Genomic DNA, 14,589 nt, shown 5'->3' with positions numbered 1-14,589 from the left:
ACTTGCGCATTTGCCGCGACAGGTCTTATGTGGCGGGGCAATTTTTTCGGCTTCAAGGAGAACCGCATGTTTCGGATGAAGAACTATTTGGCCGCGCCGGCCCTCGCGCTTTTGATGTCGGGCACCGCCCATGCCGCGCTGACCGCGGATCAGGTCTGGCAATCGTGGAAGGATGCAGGCGGGCTGGTCGGGCTGACCGTGTCGGCGGCGACCGAGAACAACTCTGGCGGCGTCCTGACGCTGAACGGCGTCACGATCGCGCCGGAAGGGATGCCCGGCGTGACGATTTCCGACATGACGCTGACCGAACAGTCGGACGGGTCGGTGGCGATCGCACCGGGCGCCGATATCGGCGTGGCGATGTCGGGCGACGCGGAAGGTTCGGTGAAGCTGACGCATGACAGGCTGACGATCACCGCGCGCGAAGCCGATGGCGGCATGGCTTATGACTATGCGGCGGCCAAGCTGGACGTGGTCTATGACACCACCTATCCGGGCATGTCCTTCGACGGGTCGGAAGCGCCGAAGGTGACGGCGTCGGGCAATGTCGGCTTCACCAACCTGTCGGGCACCTATTCCGACACACCCGGCACCAACCGGACCTTCGGCTTCGACATCAAGGCCGATACACTGGCCTATACCACCAACTCGGACGATCCGGGGATGGAGATGAAGCAGACCTCGACCAGCGAGACCGCTGGCGTCGAGATGTCGTTGGACTTCGCGCTGCCCTCGACCATCGCGCTGACCGCCATCGCCTCGCCCGCCGATTTCACCACGGCGCTGAATGAAGGGCTGAGCATCAGCCTGACGACCAAGCAGGGCGAGTCGAAGGGCACGATGAAGCAGGAAAGCGCCTTCATGCCGATGGACCTGATGATGAGCGCGGGCGGCGGCGAAGGCTCGGCGCTGTTCAACAAGGACACCTTCTCGATCAAGTCGATGGCGGCGGGGCTGAACATCGAATCCGGCGCGGGCATGCTGCCGGTTCCGGTCAAGGTGACGTCGGGACCGATGGAGTTCGACATGACCTCGCCGGTGATCGCGACGGAAACGGCGGGAGACTACTCGTTCCTGCTGAAGCTCACCGACTTCAGCCTGAACGAGGAAGCCTGGGCCATGTTCGACCCGCAGGCGGCGTTGCCGCGCGATGCGGCACAGATCGCCATCGATATCTCGGGCAAGACCAAGATCGACCTGCCGGGCCTGATCACCGCCGAGGAAAGCGGCATGCAGCCGCCGATCCCGGCGCCGGAAAGCCTGAACATCACCGAGCTGGGCCTGAAGGTCGCTGGGGCGGCGCTGGCCGGGACCGGGGCCTTCACCTTCGACAACTCGATGGGCATTCCGATGCCGCTGGGCGAGGCGAACGTGTCGATCACCGGCGCCAACGCGCTGATCGACGGGCTGATCAAGACCGGCCTCCTGTCGGAAGACGACGCGATGGGCGCGCGGATGATGATGGGCATGTTCTTCGTGCCGGGCGCCAATGCCGACGAACTGACCTCGAAGATCGAGGCCAAGGAAGGCATGCAGATTCTGGTGAACGGCCAGCCGCTGCCGATGTAATCCGGCCTTCGGGTTGCAAGGGGGCGGGGCTTCGGTCCCGCCCTATTCATTGGTGCGCCACGATTGCGCACCCTACGGGACGGCGGCTTTTCTCAGGTCGTCGCGGATTTGCGCAGCCATGTAGTCGGTGAAGAGCTGGACCTTAGGGTCCTTCAGCCTGCGGTGCTGGCTGAGCGCGGAAAGCTGGATCGGCAGGGGTGGGGTGGCGGTGGCGACGGGGACGAGGTGGCCTTCACGCAGGTGGTCGGCGACCTCGAACAGCGGTTTCAGCACGATCCCGCGCCCGTCGAGCGCCCAGCCGGTCAGGACGTCGCCGTCGTCGCTTTCGAACGGGCCGGAGATCTCGAAGCGGCGCGGACCTTCGGGGGTTTGCAAGGTCCACTGGAACTCCTTGGCGCCGGGGAAGCGGAGGTTCAGGCAGTCGTGCCGGTCGTTGACCAGCGCGGCCCCATCCTCGGGCATCCCGCGCCGGGCGACATAGCCGGGGGCGGCGCAGAGAAGGCGCGGGCAGTCGGCGATGGTGCGGACCTTGAGGGTGGAATCGTCGAGAAGGCCGAGGTGGAAGGCCACGTCGATGCCTTCGGCCACCACGTCGATGCCCCGGTCGGACAGCCGCAGACGCACGTCGATCTGGGGGTAGAGGTCCTTGAAGGCGGGAACGCGGGGCGCGATCAGGCGGCGACCGATGCCAAGGGGGGCGGCGACGAAGATCGTCCCGCGCGGGTTCTGTGTCACGTCCATCACGGCGGCTTCGGCGTCGTCGATGGCTTCCAGCACGCGGCGGGCCCCGTCATAGAAGATGCGGCCATTCTCGGTCGGTTGCAGGCTGCGGGTGGTGCGGGAGAAGAGGCGCACGCCCAGATGCTTCTCCAGCTCGGAAATCCGGGCCGAGGCGACGGCGGGCGAAGTGCGCTGGTCGCGGGCGGCGGCGGACATGCTGCCCAGTTCGTAGACGCGGACGAACATGCGGATGTTGTTCACATAGGACATGCAGGGTCATTCTTCGCGTGGGCTTGAAAGTGATGCGGGCTTTCTATGGATTAACAGAAAGGTGCCCGGCAGGATAGCGTTTGCCGACAAGCCGGGGAGGGATGGCTATGTATGACTGGGTCGTCTTGGGGGAATGGGTCGAGATCGCGGTGCGCTGGCTGCATGTGATCACCGCAATCGCCTGGATCGGGTCGAGCTTCTATTTCATCGCGCTGGACCTTGGGCTGCACCGCGACCGCAACCTGACCAGCGGGGCGGATGGCGAGGAATGGCAGGTCCACGGCGGCGGGTTCTACCATATCCAGAAATACCTGGTTGCCCCGGCCTCGATGCCGGATCATCTGGTCTGGTTCAAATGGGAAAGCTATGCGACCTGGTTGTCTGGCTTCGCCATGCTGGTGCTGGTCTATTACCTCGGGGCCGAGCTGTTCCTGATCGACCCGACGGTGATGGAGTTGCAGGTCTGGCAGGCGGTGGGGATTTCGCTGGCATCGCTGGCCTTCGGCTGGATCGCCTACAACACGCTGTGCAAGGTCTTCGTGAACGCGAACCAGACGGTGCTGATGGTCGCGCTCTTCGGCGTGCTGGTGGCGATGAGCTGGTTCTATGCCCAGGTGTTTTCCGGCCGGGCGGCGATGCTGCATCTGGGGGCCTTCACCGCCAGCATCATGTCGGGGAACGTGTTCTTCGTGATCATGCCGAACCAGCGCGTCGTGGTGGCTGACCTGAAAGCGGGGCGGAAGCCGGACCCGAAATACGGCAAGATCGCCAAGCAGCGGTCGACGCACAACAACTACCTGACGCTGCCAGTCGTCTTCCTGATGCTGTCGAACCACTATCCGCTCGTGTTCGCGACGGAGTGGAACTGGGTGATCGCCAGCCTCGTCTTCCTGATGGGGGTGACGATCCGGCACTGGTTCAACACCAAGCACGCCCGGGCGGGCAACCCGCACTGGACATGGCTGGTGACGGTGCTCTTGTTCCTGGCGATCGCCTGGCTTTCCACGGCGCCGATGCGCATGGTGCAAGGCGAGGCCGCGCTGAAGGGCGAAGCGCTGGTCTATGCCTCGGCCGACGGGTTCGAGGAGGTGGTGGGGATCGTGCAGGGCCGGTGCAGCATGTGCCATGCGGCGGAACCGGGCTGGGAGGGGCTGCACTGGCCACCCAAGGGCGTGGTGCTGGAGACGGAAGCCGAGATCGCGCATGAGGCGCGGCGCATCTATCTTCAGGCGGGCGTGACCCATGCCATGCCGCCGGGCAACCTGAGCTTCATCGAGCCGGAGGAGCGGGCGGCGATCGTGAAGTGGTTCCGGGGGGCGGGGGCAGAAGACCCGGTGTGAGGGGCCAAGTTTCTTAAGTAAGAAACTTGTCAAATTCCTTGCTTAAGGATCTTGGGGCTCCTCACGACCCTCGCCGCGGTCCTTTTCGTAACGCCGCATCCCTGGGAAGTCGGGCAGCCAGTCCTCGCGCCGGATGGTCCAAAGCTCATATGTCGGTCGGAACCGGGAGGGCTCGTCAAGCGCGCCGAGGTTGATGCCGATCTCGTCGTCGAAATGGGCAAATACTTGTGAGCCGCAGGTCACGCAGAAGTGGTTGCTCCGATAGGTGCGGGTTTCGCCGGTCACGGTGACAGCGGTTTCGGGGAATATCGCCGAGGCGTGGAACACAGCGCCGTGCCGCTTTCGGCAGTCAAGACAGTGGCAGACCCCGACCCTGTAGGGCTTGCCCGTAGCAGCAATCCGCACAGCTCCGCAGACACAGCCGCCAGCTACGGTGTCCATCATGGTCTCCCCTGCTAATCCCCCAGCTTGGCGTGAACCTCGTCAAGATCGACCGGGCCCTTCGGCATCTTGTTGGCCGGATTGTCGAAATCATAGCGGAAGAGCTGGAAGTCGCGTTTGTAGATTTCCCACATCAGATGCATCGACAGGTCATCGAAATAGGCCTCGACCGGATGGGCGCGCTTCGGCCCGTGGCCTTCGCTTTCGTTGAAACGCGGAATCTGCGTCAGGTCGACCGGGTGTTTCACCTGGATATTGTCCAGGACCACCTGCATCCCGGGATTGAAATCCTCGGTGAAGAAGATCTGGTTGTAGCGCCCGCCGTTGACGATGAAGGTCGAGACATGGCCCGCCATCGCCGACCAGTGGATGTCGGGCTCCATCGGCTTCTTCCAGCGGATGGTGTCGCGGGTGAAGAGCAGGAAGCGGCGGAAGCTGGCGATCTGGTCGAACTCCTGCTTGCCGTCCTCGCCCCCGACCTCGATCCCGTATTTCTGGATCAAAAGCGGGACGAGGTTGCCGCGGTAGCGCTTGCCGTTGCGCTGGATGCCGCAGATCTTGTCGAAGAAGGACGACAGGATCCGGGTGTAGGGATTGCGCACGCAGGTGAAGGCATAGGTCTTGCGCGCCCGGACGGTGCGGTCGATCACCGGCTGGCTGGCATCAAGCGCCCATTTGTGCAGCCCGCTGGTAGCGTCGTGGATGTCGCCGTCGTAGAACCGGCCGTGGTCGGAGTAATACATGATCTGCCCGATGGTGGAGCAGGCACATTTCGGCACCACCCGGTAGACGACGCTTTCGCTTTCCGTCATCCAGGTTCCGGGAAAACCCATTATGCAAAGCCTCCTGTGACCAAATACTGGAACGATATGTGTGAATTCGGATTGCGGCAGTCAAGCAGACACAATCGGGCTTTTCAAGGAACCTTGGCCCGGTTTAGGGAAGCACTGTTCCCCTGGGATTGCCCGATGCCGACCCAATGACGCAGATCGCCTTCATCCTGCTCTGCCACAAGGACCCCGACGGCGTCATCGCCCAGACCCTGCGGCTGACGGCGGCGGGGGATTGCGTGGCGATCCATTTCGACGCGCGCTCGAATCGGGACGACTTTGCCCGCATCCGTGCGGCGCTGGCGGCGAATCCGCAGGTGAGCTTCGCGCGCCGCCGCGTCAGATGCGGCTGGGGCGAGTGGAGCCTGGTCGCCGCAACGCTGGAGGGGTTGAAGGCGGCGGTGGCGGCGTTCCCGGGGGCGACGCATTTCTACATGCTGTCGGGCGACTGCATGCCGATCAAGACAGCGGAGTACATCCGCGACCGACTGGAGCGCGAGGACGTCGACTATATCGAAAGCTTCGACTTCTTCGGCTCGGACTGGATCAAGACCGGGATCAAGGAGGAACGGCTGATCTACCGGCACTGGTTCAACGAGCGCAAGCGCAAGGGGCTGTTCTACCGGTCGATGGAACTGCAAAAGCGTCTGGGCCTGGCACGGAAGGTGCCCGAGGACATGGCCATCCGCATAGGCAGCCAGTGGTGGTGCCTGCGGCGGCGGACGGTCGAGGCGGTGCTGGATTTCGTTTCCCGCCGCCGGGATGTGGTGCGGTTCTTCTCGACGACCTGGATCCCGGACGAGACCTTCTTCCAGACCCTCGTCGGCCATCTGGTGCCCGAGCGCGAGATCCGGTCGCGGACGCTGACCTTCCTGATGTTCACCGACTACGGGATGCCGGCGACCTTCTACGACGATCACTATGACCTGCTCCTGTCGCAGGGCTTCCTCTTTGCCCGCAAGATCAGCCCCGATGCCAGCCAACTGAAGGAACGGCTGGGCGCGCTTTATTCCGAGACCGGACGGGAGTTCGTGATCGCGGACGAGGGGCGGCGGCAGTTCGCCTACCTCGCCGCGCGCGGGCGCGAGGGGCGGCGCTTCGCGCAGCGCTTCTGGGAGGCGGAGACGAGCCTTGGCCGCGATCGGACGCTGATGGTGGTGGCCTGCAAGAAATGGCATGTCGCCAAGCGCCTGGTCGACCGGGTGCGGAACCTGGCGCAGATTCCGGCGGTGGACTATCTGTTCAACGAGGAGGCGACGGCGCTGCCGGACCTGGGCGGCATCCAGGGCTCTATCGCAAAGCGGATGCGACATCGCCGAGCGCTGGTGCGGATGCTGTTCGAGCACTGGGGCACCGACCGGCTGGTGCTCTGCGTCGATCCGGGCAGCGTGGAGCTGATTCAGGATTTCCGGCAGGACCGCGCGCGAATGCGGCTTCTGGAAATCGACTGCGCCTTCAGCGACGACTACCTGGTCGGCCATGCCCGCCGGGTGGGTCTGGCGGGGGCGGAAACGCCGGTGGCGGCGATGGAAAAACTGTTGCCGACGATCCGTTATGACGTGAAGTTCGAGAGCGACCGCCTGCGCGACCTGAACCTTGCCGGGCACTTCTGCCTGCGCGAGGGCGCGAGCCCGGAGGAGAATGCGCTGGCGCTGGCGGAGTTCCTGGAGATCCCGCTGGCGACGGCCCGCGAGATCGCCGCAACCGATTATCTATTCGTGGATTGAGTATCATGAGCTGGACCTATGACCCGACCAACATCTTCGCCCGCATCCTGCGCGGCGAGATCCCGAACAAGACGGTGATGGAGACGCCGCATACGCTGGTGTTCCACGACATCCATCCGCAGGCTCCGGTGCATGTGCTGGCGGTGCCGAAGGGGGCCTATGTGTCCTTCGACCATTTCGCCGCCGAGGCGTCTGAGGAAGAGCTGGTGGATTTCCACCGCACGGTCGCGAAGGTCTGCGCCATCCTGGGGCTGACCGGGGACGAGGGGTTCCGCGCGATCACCAATGCGGGCATGCACGGGATGCAGGAAGTGCCGCATTACCACCTGCATATCCTGGGTGGCCGGGTTCTGGGCCGGATGCTGGAGCGGGCGTGATCCCGCAAGCTTCGGGTCGTCTTGACGCCGGTCGGGGGCCATCTTCCGGGAAAAGTGGAGGATGACATGCGATATGTGGCGATCCCGACCCCGGTGGTTCGGGCCTTGCAGGCGGGCGGGCGGGACGCGAACGGCCAGCTGCCGGAGCGGAAGATTGCGGAAGGCGCGGGCAATCCCTGTCGGCACTGTCTGAAGATGATCCCGGAGGGTGCGGGGATGCTGGTGCTGGCGCATCGGCCCTTTCCCGCACTTCAGCCCTATGCGGAAACCGGGCCGATCTTCCTGTGTGCCGATCCCTGCAAGGCAGGGGGCGGCGAGGCTCTGCCGGAGATTCTGGCCTCGCCTGACTACATCGTCCGGGGCTACGGGCCGGATGACCGCATCGTCTATGGCACCGGAGAGGTCGCCCCCACGCCCCTGATCCCGGCACTGGCCGCGACGCTTCTGGCCGATCCGCGGGTGGCCTATGTCCATGTGCGCTCGGCGCGGAACAACTGCTATCAATGCCGGATCGACCGCTAGGTCGGGGCGGTTTTCAAATCGAGCGGCTGGTCGCCGCAGAGTCTTTCTCTTTTCTTCGCGCGGAAGGGCGCGAAGAAAAGGCTGATGGGGCTCTGCCCCAAACCCTGGGATACTTGCAGACAGAAAATGATCAGGCTTGCGGGTGGGCGGCGTCCCAGGCCTTCAGCCAGCGCTTCGCGGCGGCGTCGCGCCATTGCCGGGTCAGACGGGCTTTGGCCCAGCCTGTGTCGATGCGTCCCGCGCGGACCAGGATCAGTCCGTGCGGGGTGTAGTGGGGGTGGAGGAAGAAAGTGTCGGGGTCGGCGGCGATGAGCATCTCGCGTTCCTCGGGTCCGGCCTTGAACGGGGCGCCGTCGGCCAGCGCGGCCCAGTAGCACCACATCCTGCCATGGGCCTTGAGGACTTCGTGGCCCCAGGGGTGGGCGGTCTTGACCTCGGGGAGGTTGAGGGACAGGGCGAGGGCCTTGAGCTCGGGCCAGTCGCGGATCAATGCGCTTCTGCCCAGTTCCGGCCCTTCCCGGCATCGACCGCGAGGTGGACTTTGAGGCTGATGGCGGGGTGGGCGGCACCTTCCATGATCTCTTTCGCAGCAGCGACCAGCCGGTCGGCGTCGGCCTCGGCGACCTCGAACAGCAGTTCGTCGTGGACTTGCAGCAGCATCCTGGCGTCGATCCCGGCGATGGCCTTGGGCATGCGGATCATCGCACGGCGGATCACGTCGGCGGCGGTGCCCTGGATCGGGGCGTTGATCGCGGCGCGTTTGGCGAAGCCTGCGCCGGGGCCCTTGGCGTTGATCTCGGGCGTGTTGATCCGGCGGCCGAAGAGCGTCTGCACGAAGCCGTTCGATTGCGCGAACTTCACCGTGTCGGTCATGTAGCCCCGGATGCCCGGGAAGCGCTCGAAATAGCGGTCGATGAAGCCCTGCGCCTCGGCGCGGGGGATGCGCAGGTTGCGGGCGAGGCCGAAGCCCGAGATGCCGTAGATCACGCCGAAGTTGATCGCCTTGGCCTTGCGGCGGATGTCGGGGGTCATCTGGTCGAGGGGGACGTTGAACATCTCGGACGCGGTGAGGGCGTGGATGTCGATGCCGTCCTCGAAGGCTTTCCTGAGTTCGGGGATGTCGGCCATATGGGCGAGGATACGCAGCTCGATCTGGCTGTAGTCCAGCGAGACGAGGATGCGGCCCGGCGGGGCGACGAAGGCCTCGCGGATGCGGCGGCCTTCCTCGGTGCGGACGGGGATGTTCTGCAGGTTCGGGTCGGTGGAGGCGAGCCGCCCGGTGTTGGCCCCGGCGATGGAATAGGAGGTGTGGACGCGCCCCGTATCGGGGTTGATCGCCAGTTGCAGCGCGTCGGTGTAGGTACTCTTCAACTTGGCGATCTGCCGCCAGTCCAGGATGCGGGCGGCGAGACGCGCGCCCTGCGGGTGGCTGTCCTCGAGCGTGGTGATGTCTTCCAGGATGTCGGCGCCGGTGCCGTAGGCCCCGGTCTTGCCCTTCTCGCCGCCGGGGATTTGCAGCCGGTCGAAGAGGATTTCGCCCAGCTGCTTCGGCGAGCCGACGTTGAACTTCTCGCCCGCGATGGACTGGATTTCCTCTTCCAGCTGCACCAGCTTCTGCGCGAAGGCGTTGGACATGCGGTTGAGGGTGTCGCGGTCGACCTGGATGCCCGCCATTTCCATGTCGGCGAGCACCGGGACCAGCGGGCGCTCCAGCGTTTCGTAGACGGTGGTCACCTTCGCCCGGTGCAGCTGCGGTTTGAATCGCTGCCAGAGGCGGAGGGTTACGTCGGCATCCTCGGCGGCGTAGCAGGTGGCGTCGGAGATGGCGACCTTGTCGAAGGTGATCTGGGACTTGCCGGAGCCGAGGAGCGACTTGATCGGGATCGGCGTATGGCCGAGGTAGCGGTCGGAAAGCTCGTCCATGCCGTGGTTGTGGAGGCCCGCGTGCATGGCATAGGACATGAGCATGGTGTCGTCGAAAGGCGCGATGCGAACCCCGAGGCGGGCGAAGATCTTCCAGTCGTATTTCATGTTCTGGCCGATCTTGAGGATCGACGGGTCTTCGAGGACGGGTTTCAGCGCGGCGAGGGTCTCGGGCAGGGTCAGCTGGTCTTCCGCCAGCGCGGTCGCGCCGAAGAGGTCGCCGCCGCCGGTGGTGTGGCCCAAGGGGATGTAGGCGGCCTTGCCGGGGTCGACCGCCAGCGAGATGCCCACCAGTTCGGCGCGCATCTCGTCCAGGCTGGTGGTCTCGGTGTCGATGGCGAGCAGGCCCATTTCGCGCGCGCGGTCGAGCCAGCGGGCGAGGGTGGGAAGGTCGCGGATGCAGACGTAGGTGGAGGGGTCGAAGGGCAGGCGCTCTTCCTCCTGCGGTTTCTCCTCGGCGCGGGGGGTGACGTGCAGTTGCGATGTCTCGGGCAGAGCAGGGGGGGCGATACCCAGCTTGTCGGCGACACGTTTTGTCAGCGTCCGGAATTCCATCTTCGTGAGGAAGTCCATGATCGCCGGGGCCTCCGGCAGGCGGATTTCCAGATCGTCCAGCGTCACGTCCAGCGGGGTGTCGCAGTCCAGCGTCACCAGCTGGCGCGAGATCCGGATCTGGTCGGCGTTGTCGATCAGGCTCTCGCGGCGCTTGGGCTGCTTGATCTCGTGCGCGCGGGCGAGAAGCGTGTCGAGGTCACCATATTCCTGGATCAGGAGCGCGGCGGTCTTCAATCCGATGCCGGGTGCGCCGGGGACGTTGTCGACAGAATCGCCCGCCAGCGACTGCACGTCGATCACCCGTTCGGGGCCGACGCCGAATTTCTCCATCACCTCGTCCGGGCCGATGGCGCGGGATTTCATCGGGTCGAACATGTCGACGCCCGGCCGGATCAGCTGCATCAGGTCCTTGTCCGAGGAGATGATCGTGCAGGACCCGCCCGCCTCGACCGCGCGGCAGGAGAGGGCGGCGATGATGTCGTCCGCCTCATAACCCTCGGTTTCAAGGCAGGCGACGTTGAAGGCGCGGGTCGCTTCGCGGGTGAGGGGGAACTGCGGGACCAGATCCTCGGGCAGGTCGGGGCGGTTGGCCTTGTAGGCGGGGTAGAGCGCGTTGCGGAAGGTGGTGGCGGAATGGTCGAAGACCACGGCCAGGTGCGTCGCGGCCTTGCCGTTCGAGGCGGCGCGCGACAGCTCGTTCCACAGGATGTTGCAGAAGCCGGCGACGGCGCCGACCGGCAGGCCGTCGGACTTGCGGGTGAGCGGCGGCAGCGCATGGTAGGCGCGGAAGATATAGGCCGAGCCGTCGATGAGGTGCAGGTGGTGGCCCTTGCCGAAGGTCATGGTCGTCTCCCGTCGCATCAGGGGAGTATTGGCAGAAAGGTCGGGCGGGGGCTACCCGGTTTGGGCCGCAAGGTGCCGGTCGAGCGACAGGGTTACGGACCAGTTGGCCGGGGTCCAGAGGCCGAAAGGGATGCCCACGGCGCGGAAGGTTTCGCCCAGCCAGACGTTGCAGGTGCGGAACAGGCTGAAATGGCCATGGGCGGGGAAGAAGGCGTCGCGTCCGGTGAAGCCGGGGTGATCGAGCTTCGTCTCGCTCGCCAAGGCGGCGGTGGCCCGGGTGAGGAGCGCCTGGAACTGCGCTTCGGAAAGCTGGAGGAAGCGCAGGTTCTCCAGCGGCGGCAGCGGGCCGAGCACGTCGAGACGGATCACCGCCCCGTCGCCGGTGGCGGCGGTCAGGATCGCCCCGGCGCTGACGTCGGCATAGGTGCCCGCCGTGGTGTAGAAGGCGGCGGAGCCCCAGCCGAAGACCAGCCATTCCGCGTCCGGGTGGGTCAGCGGCACCCCGGCGGGTTCGGCGAAGGCGAAGCGGGCGCGGATATCGGGGCTGAGGGGAAAGAGGATGTCGGTATGGATCGGGCCTTGCAGGAGGCCGATGGTCCGGGCGGGCGGGCCGGAGAGGTCGGGTCCCGGGCCGGGGATCAGGGGCAGGAGGATCGAGGCGGCGAGATAGCAGAGGGGAAGGGCAAGGACGGCGGCAAGAAGGCGAAGGGCGCGGCGCATGCGGGGTCCCGAGGTCAGGTCGATCCCGATCCTGGCGCGCGCTGCGGCTGGCCTGCAAGCTGGGCGGAACCCGATGCGACGGGGCAGGGGCGCGGCGTTTGCGCAAAGGAAAACGGACGGCACCTTTCGATGCCGCCCGCTGTCAGGCAGGACGGTCGGAGCCTAGAACCCGCCGATCATGTCGCAGACGGCGCGCAGACGGACCGGGTCGGCGACGAAGTTGGTCGCCATCGGGGTCGAGTTCTCTGCGGTCTCCGCGCCTTCGGTCGGCTGCGGCGAGGGTTCGGAGGTGATGTCGGCCGGAGCGCTGGTGTCCTCGGTCTGCGCACCTTCGCTTTCGGGCAGAGCCGGGGCCGATGTGGTATCCGCCGGGGCGGTGTTCTCGGCCGTCTCGGCGCCCTCGGTCGGCAGGTTGGCGCATTGGTCGCGCAGCGCCTGCTGGTCCTCGGGGGTCAGCGAAGACCACCCGACCCTGGCTTCCTCGGCGGTGCGCAGCGTGACCATGCCGTCATCGCTGTAGAACGCCGCTCCCGAGCGGGTGGAGAGGCCTTCGGTGTCGATCGCGTTGCCGGCATTTCCGTCGGCTTCGGTCTGCGCCAGCGCAGGGGTCGCCAGGAGGACGGCGAAGAGGGGGGCGTAGAGTTTCATCTGGGATCTCCGGTATGAGGGTTCACGTTCAAACGACCCGGGTCGCCGCATGCCGGAAGGCAGATGGGGCCAAGGGTCTCGGGGGAAGAACGGAATCAGGGGAAGTATGTTCCCCGCCATGGCCAACAATGGCGTGATGCCGCGCAGGGGCGATCCGCCGGGGCGTAAGGCCGGGTGCGGAGGGGCTTGACGGCCCGCACCGCCCGGCGCATGGTCTGGCCATGCTGCACCCGATGATCCCTGTCTCGTTTTATTGGACCGACGCCACATAGGCGGCCGGGCAGCGTTTCACACCGAAAAGCAAACCCAGAAAGCCGCCCCGCGAGGGTCAGGCCGGATGATTGAACAGGTTCCCCCTCGCCGGGCCCCCCAAGCGAAGGAAACCGAAGATGATCCCGACCTCCCCCGTCACGACCCGGCCTGCCACGGCCGGGGACCTGCCCGAAGTGCATCGCATGCTGATCGCGCTGGCCGCGCGGCACGGGATGCCCGCAACGATCACGCCGCGCGTGCTGGCGCGGATCGCGCTGGAGGGGCGCGCGGCGCGCCTGCTGGTCGCGCTGCGCGCCGACAGCCCGCAGCGGCATCCGGTGGGCTTCGTGCTGCTCATCCTCGGCCGCAATATGGTCGCGGGGGCGGACTGGGGCGTGGTCGAAGAGCTTTACGTGCAGGAACCCGACCGCGGGCGCGGCATCGGGCGGGCGCTTCTGGCGGCGGCGCGGGCAGCGGCGGCGGATGCGGGCTGCGAGGGGTTGACGATCAGCACCCGGCCCGAGACGGACGGTGCCGCGCTGGTCTGGCGGGCGCTGGGGCCTGACCGCGAGCCGCGCTTTGCGGCGGAGTGATCGAACGGCGCGAGACTAGTGGTCGTCGTGGGCGTGGTCGCGGTCGATCACGTAGCGCTTGTCGCAATAGCCGCATTCGACCCAGCCGGTCTCCAGCGGGATCGAAAGCCAGACGCGGGGGTGGCCAAGCGCGCCCTCGCCGCCGTCGCAAGCCACTTTCCAGCGGGTGACGGTCTGGGTTTCCGGCGCTTCGATCGGCATGGCTGAGAGTCCTGTGCTGGCTTCAGCGCCATTTAACGGGGGAGGTCGAGGCGGCACAAGGGGATTGCACGCAGCCGGAAGCCGGGTGGGCAAATTGGCGACAACGACAGTGGCCTGGGCGAGACTTGCCCACTCTACCCCCCGATCAGCGCCCCGCGGGATTTGAGCGCGGTCAGCCAGCCCAGCCCCTGCGCCGTGCCCTTCGCCGGGCGGTATTCGCCGGAAATCCAGACCTCCGGCCCTTCGGCGTCGATGGCGTCGCAGAGGTCGGGCAGTGAGAAGCCGCCGCCGCCGGGTTCGTTCCGCGCCGGGAAGCCCGCGATCTGGACGTGGTTGATCCGGTGGCGGTGGTCCTGCCACACCAGACCGGCGTCGCCATGCAGGCGGGCGGCGTGCCAGATGTCGAACTGCAGGCCGATCCGGGCGCTGGCGAGGTCGTCCAGGATGCGGGCGGCCTGGTCGTAGTCGTTCAGGAAATAGCCCGGCATGTCGTCGGGGTTCAGCGGCTCGACCGTGAGCGTCAGGTCGGGCGCCTCGGCCAGCGCCCAGGCGAGGTTCTCGGCATAGCATTGTTCCGCCTGCGGCCCCTTGGCCACCCCTGCCATCACATGCACCCGCGCAGCACCCAGCCGGGTGGCATATTCGGCGGCGCGCAGGAAGCTGTCGCGGAAGCGGAGTTCCATGCCGGGGACGGCGGCAAAGCCCCGGTCGCCACTGGCCCAGTCGCCGGGCGGCGTGTTGATCAGGGCGAGCGGCAGGCCGTTCAGCGCGCGTTCCCAGTCCGCCATCGGCTGGTCATAGGGAAACAGCACCTCGACCCCGTCGAAGCCGCAGCGCGCGGCCCAGTCGGGGCGGTCAAGCGTCGGAACCTCGGTGAAGAGATAGGTGAGGTTGGCGGCGAAGCGGGGCATTTCGGATCAGGGCAATTCCGACGAGGGGATCACCGGGAAGAACTGCCCCGAGGACCAGAGTCCGAACCACTTATGCCCGTCGTGGTCTTCATGGCAACCCAGATCGATCAGCCGGTAGAAGGATTTCCGGTCGATCAGCGCCCAGAG

The 14,589-nt window shown here is 66.1% G+C and carries 15 protein-coding genes and 1 pseudogene; 6 read left to right on the top strand and 10 right to left on the bottom strand.

Annotated elements, in window-relative coordinates:
• Nucleotides 1-66: 66 nt before the first annotated feature.
• A complete protein-coding gene (locus JNJ68_RS00900; RefSeq protein ID WP_294977826.1) occupies nt 67-1,569 on the top strand; it encodes a DUF2125 domain-containing protein in 1,503 nt (500 codons plus the stop codon).
• A 72-nt stretch (nt 1,570-1,641) separates the two neighbouring features.
• Here JNJ68_RS00900 and JNJ68_RS00895 read toward each other — a convergent pair whose 3' ends face one another.
• Nucleotides 1,642-2,559 (bottom strand): LysR family transcriptional regulator, encoded by a 918-nt coding sequence (locus tag JNJ68_RS00895; protein WP_294977825.1) that lies wholly within the window; start codon nt 2,557-2,559, stop codon nt 1,642-1,644.
• Nucleotides 2,560-2,666: 107 nt separating this feature from the next.
• On the opposite strand from JNJ68_RS00895, the gene JNJ68_RS00890 reads away from it, so the two are divergent.
• Nucleotides 2,667-3,899: a urate hydroxylase PuuD gene (locus tag JNJ68_RS00890; RefSeq protein WP_294977823.1), complete on the top strand. Its 1,233-nt coding sequence runs from the start codon at nt 2,667-2,669 to the stop codon at nt 3,897-3,899.
• A gap of 42 nt (nt 3,900-3,941) precedes the next feature.
• On the opposite strand, the gene JNJ68_RS00885 is transcribed toward JNJ68_RS00890, so the two are convergent.
• Together JNJ68_RS00885 and JNJ68_RS00880 are read right to left on the bottom strand one after the other, a co-directional pair.
• Nucleotides 3,942-4,340 carry a GFA family protein gene (locus tag JNJ68_RS00885; protein WP_294977892.1) on the bottom strand — a complete coding sequence of 133 codons (399 nt, stop codon included), beginning with the start codon at nt 4,338-4,340 and terminating at the stop codon, nt 3,942-3,944.
• 14 nt (nt 4,341-4,354) lie between these two features.
• A complete protein-coding gene (locus JNJ68_RS00880; RefSeq protein ID WP_294977821.1) occupies nt 4,355-5,173 on the bottom strand; it encodes a sulfotransferase family protein in 819 nt (272 codons plus the stop codon).
• 146 nt (nt 5,174-5,319) lie between these two features.
• On the opposite strand from JNJ68_RS00880, the gene JNJ68_RS00875 reads away from it, so the two are divergent.
• From JNJ68_RS00875 to JNJ68_RS00865, 3 genes are all read left to right on the top strand, one after another.
• A complete protein-coding gene (locus tag JNJ68_RS00875) occupies nt 5,320-6,897 on the top strand; it encodes a DUF5928 domain-containing protein (protein WP_294977819.1) in 1,578 nt (525 codons plus the stop codon).
• Between the two features lie 5 nt (nt 6,898-6,902).
• Nucleotides 6,903-7,274: an HIT domain-containing protein gene (locus JNJ68_RS00870; protein WP_294977817.1), complete on the top strand. Its 372-nt coding sequence runs from the start codon at nt 6,903-6,905 to the stop codon at nt 7,272-7,274.
• A gap of 66 nt (nt 7,275-7,340) precedes the next feature.
• A complete protein-coding gene (locus JNJ68_RS00865) occupies nt 7,341-7,796 on the top strand; it encodes a DUF1203 domain-containing protein (RefSeq protein WP_294977815.1) in 456 nt (151 codons plus the stop codon).
• 130 nt (nt 7,797-7,926) lie between these two features.
• On the opposite strand, the gene JNJ68_RS00860 is transcribed toward JNJ68_RS00865, so the two are convergent.
• The 4 genes from JNJ68_RS00860 to JNJ68_RS00845 form a co-directional block, all read right to left on the bottom strand.
• Complete coding sequence (locus tag JNJ68_RS00860; protein WP_294977814.1) at nt 7,927-8,286, bottom strand: MmcQ/YjbR family DNA-binding protein; 360 nt, start codon at nt 8,284-8,286, stop codon at nt 7,927-7,929.
• Nucleotides 8,283-11,117, bottom strand: a complete 2,835-nt coding sequence (gene polA / locus JNJ68_RS00855; RefSeq protein ID WP_294977812.1) for a DNA polymerase I — start codon at nt 11,115-11,117, stop codon at nt 8,283-8,285. The genes JNJ68_RS00860 and polA overlap by 4 nt, the downstream gene beginning before the upstream one ends.
• Nucleotides 11,118-11,168: 51 nt before the next feature.
• Nucleotides 11,169-11,837, bottom strand: coding sequence for a DUF2459 domain-containing protein (locus JNJ68_RS00850; RefSeq protein WP_294977811.1), 669 nt, complete (start codon nt 11,835-11,837; stop codon nt 11,169-11,171).
• A 162-nt stretch (nt 11,838-11,999) separates the two neighbouring features.
• Entirely contained in the window at nt 12,000-12,485 is a 486-nt protein-coding gene (locus JNJ68_RS00845; protein ID WP_294977810.1) for a hypothetical protein, read from the bottom strand.
• Between the two features lie 389 nt (nt 12,486-12,874).
• Here JNJ68_RS00845 and JNJ68_RS00840 point away from each other — a divergent pair, with 389 nt between their 5' ends.
• On the top strand, nt 12,875-13,330 hold the full coding sequence (locus tag JNJ68_RS00840) for a GNAT family N-acetyltransferase (protein WP_294977808.1): 456 nt from the start codon (nt 12,875-12,877) through the stop codon (nt 13,328-13,330).
• A gap of 15 nt (nt 13,331-13,345) precedes the next feature.
• On the opposite strand, the gene JNJ68_RS00835 is transcribed toward JNJ68_RS00840, so the two are convergent.
• The 3 genes and pseudogenes from JNJ68_RS00835 to JNJ68_RS00825 all read right to left on the bottom strand — a co-directional run.
• Entirely contained in the window at nt 13,346-13,531 is a 186-nt protein-coding gene (locus tag JNJ68_RS00835; protein WP_294977807.1) for a zinc-finger domain-containing protein, read from the bottom strand.
• A gap of 134 nt (nt 13,532-13,665) precedes the next feature.
• On the bottom strand, nt 13,666-14,442 hold the full coding sequence (locus JNJ68_RS00830; RefSeq protein ID WP_294977806.1) for a TIM barrel protein: 777 nt from the start codon (nt 14,440-14,442) through the stop codon (nt 13,666-13,668).
• A 6-nt stretch (nt 14,443-14,448) separates the two neighbouring features.
• A pseudogene (locus tag JNJ68_RS00825) lies at nt 14,449-14,589 on the bottom strand (DUF1285 domain-containing protein); the annotation flags it as partial.

Source organism: Tabrizicola sp., from assembly GCF_016793705.1.
Lineage (GTDB): Bacteria > Pseudomonadota > Alphaproteobacteria > Rhodobacterales > Rhodobacteraceae > Tabrizicola.
Note: the sequence above shows the minus strand (reverse complement) of the source record. Positions and strands in the feature narration are given on the sequence as shown.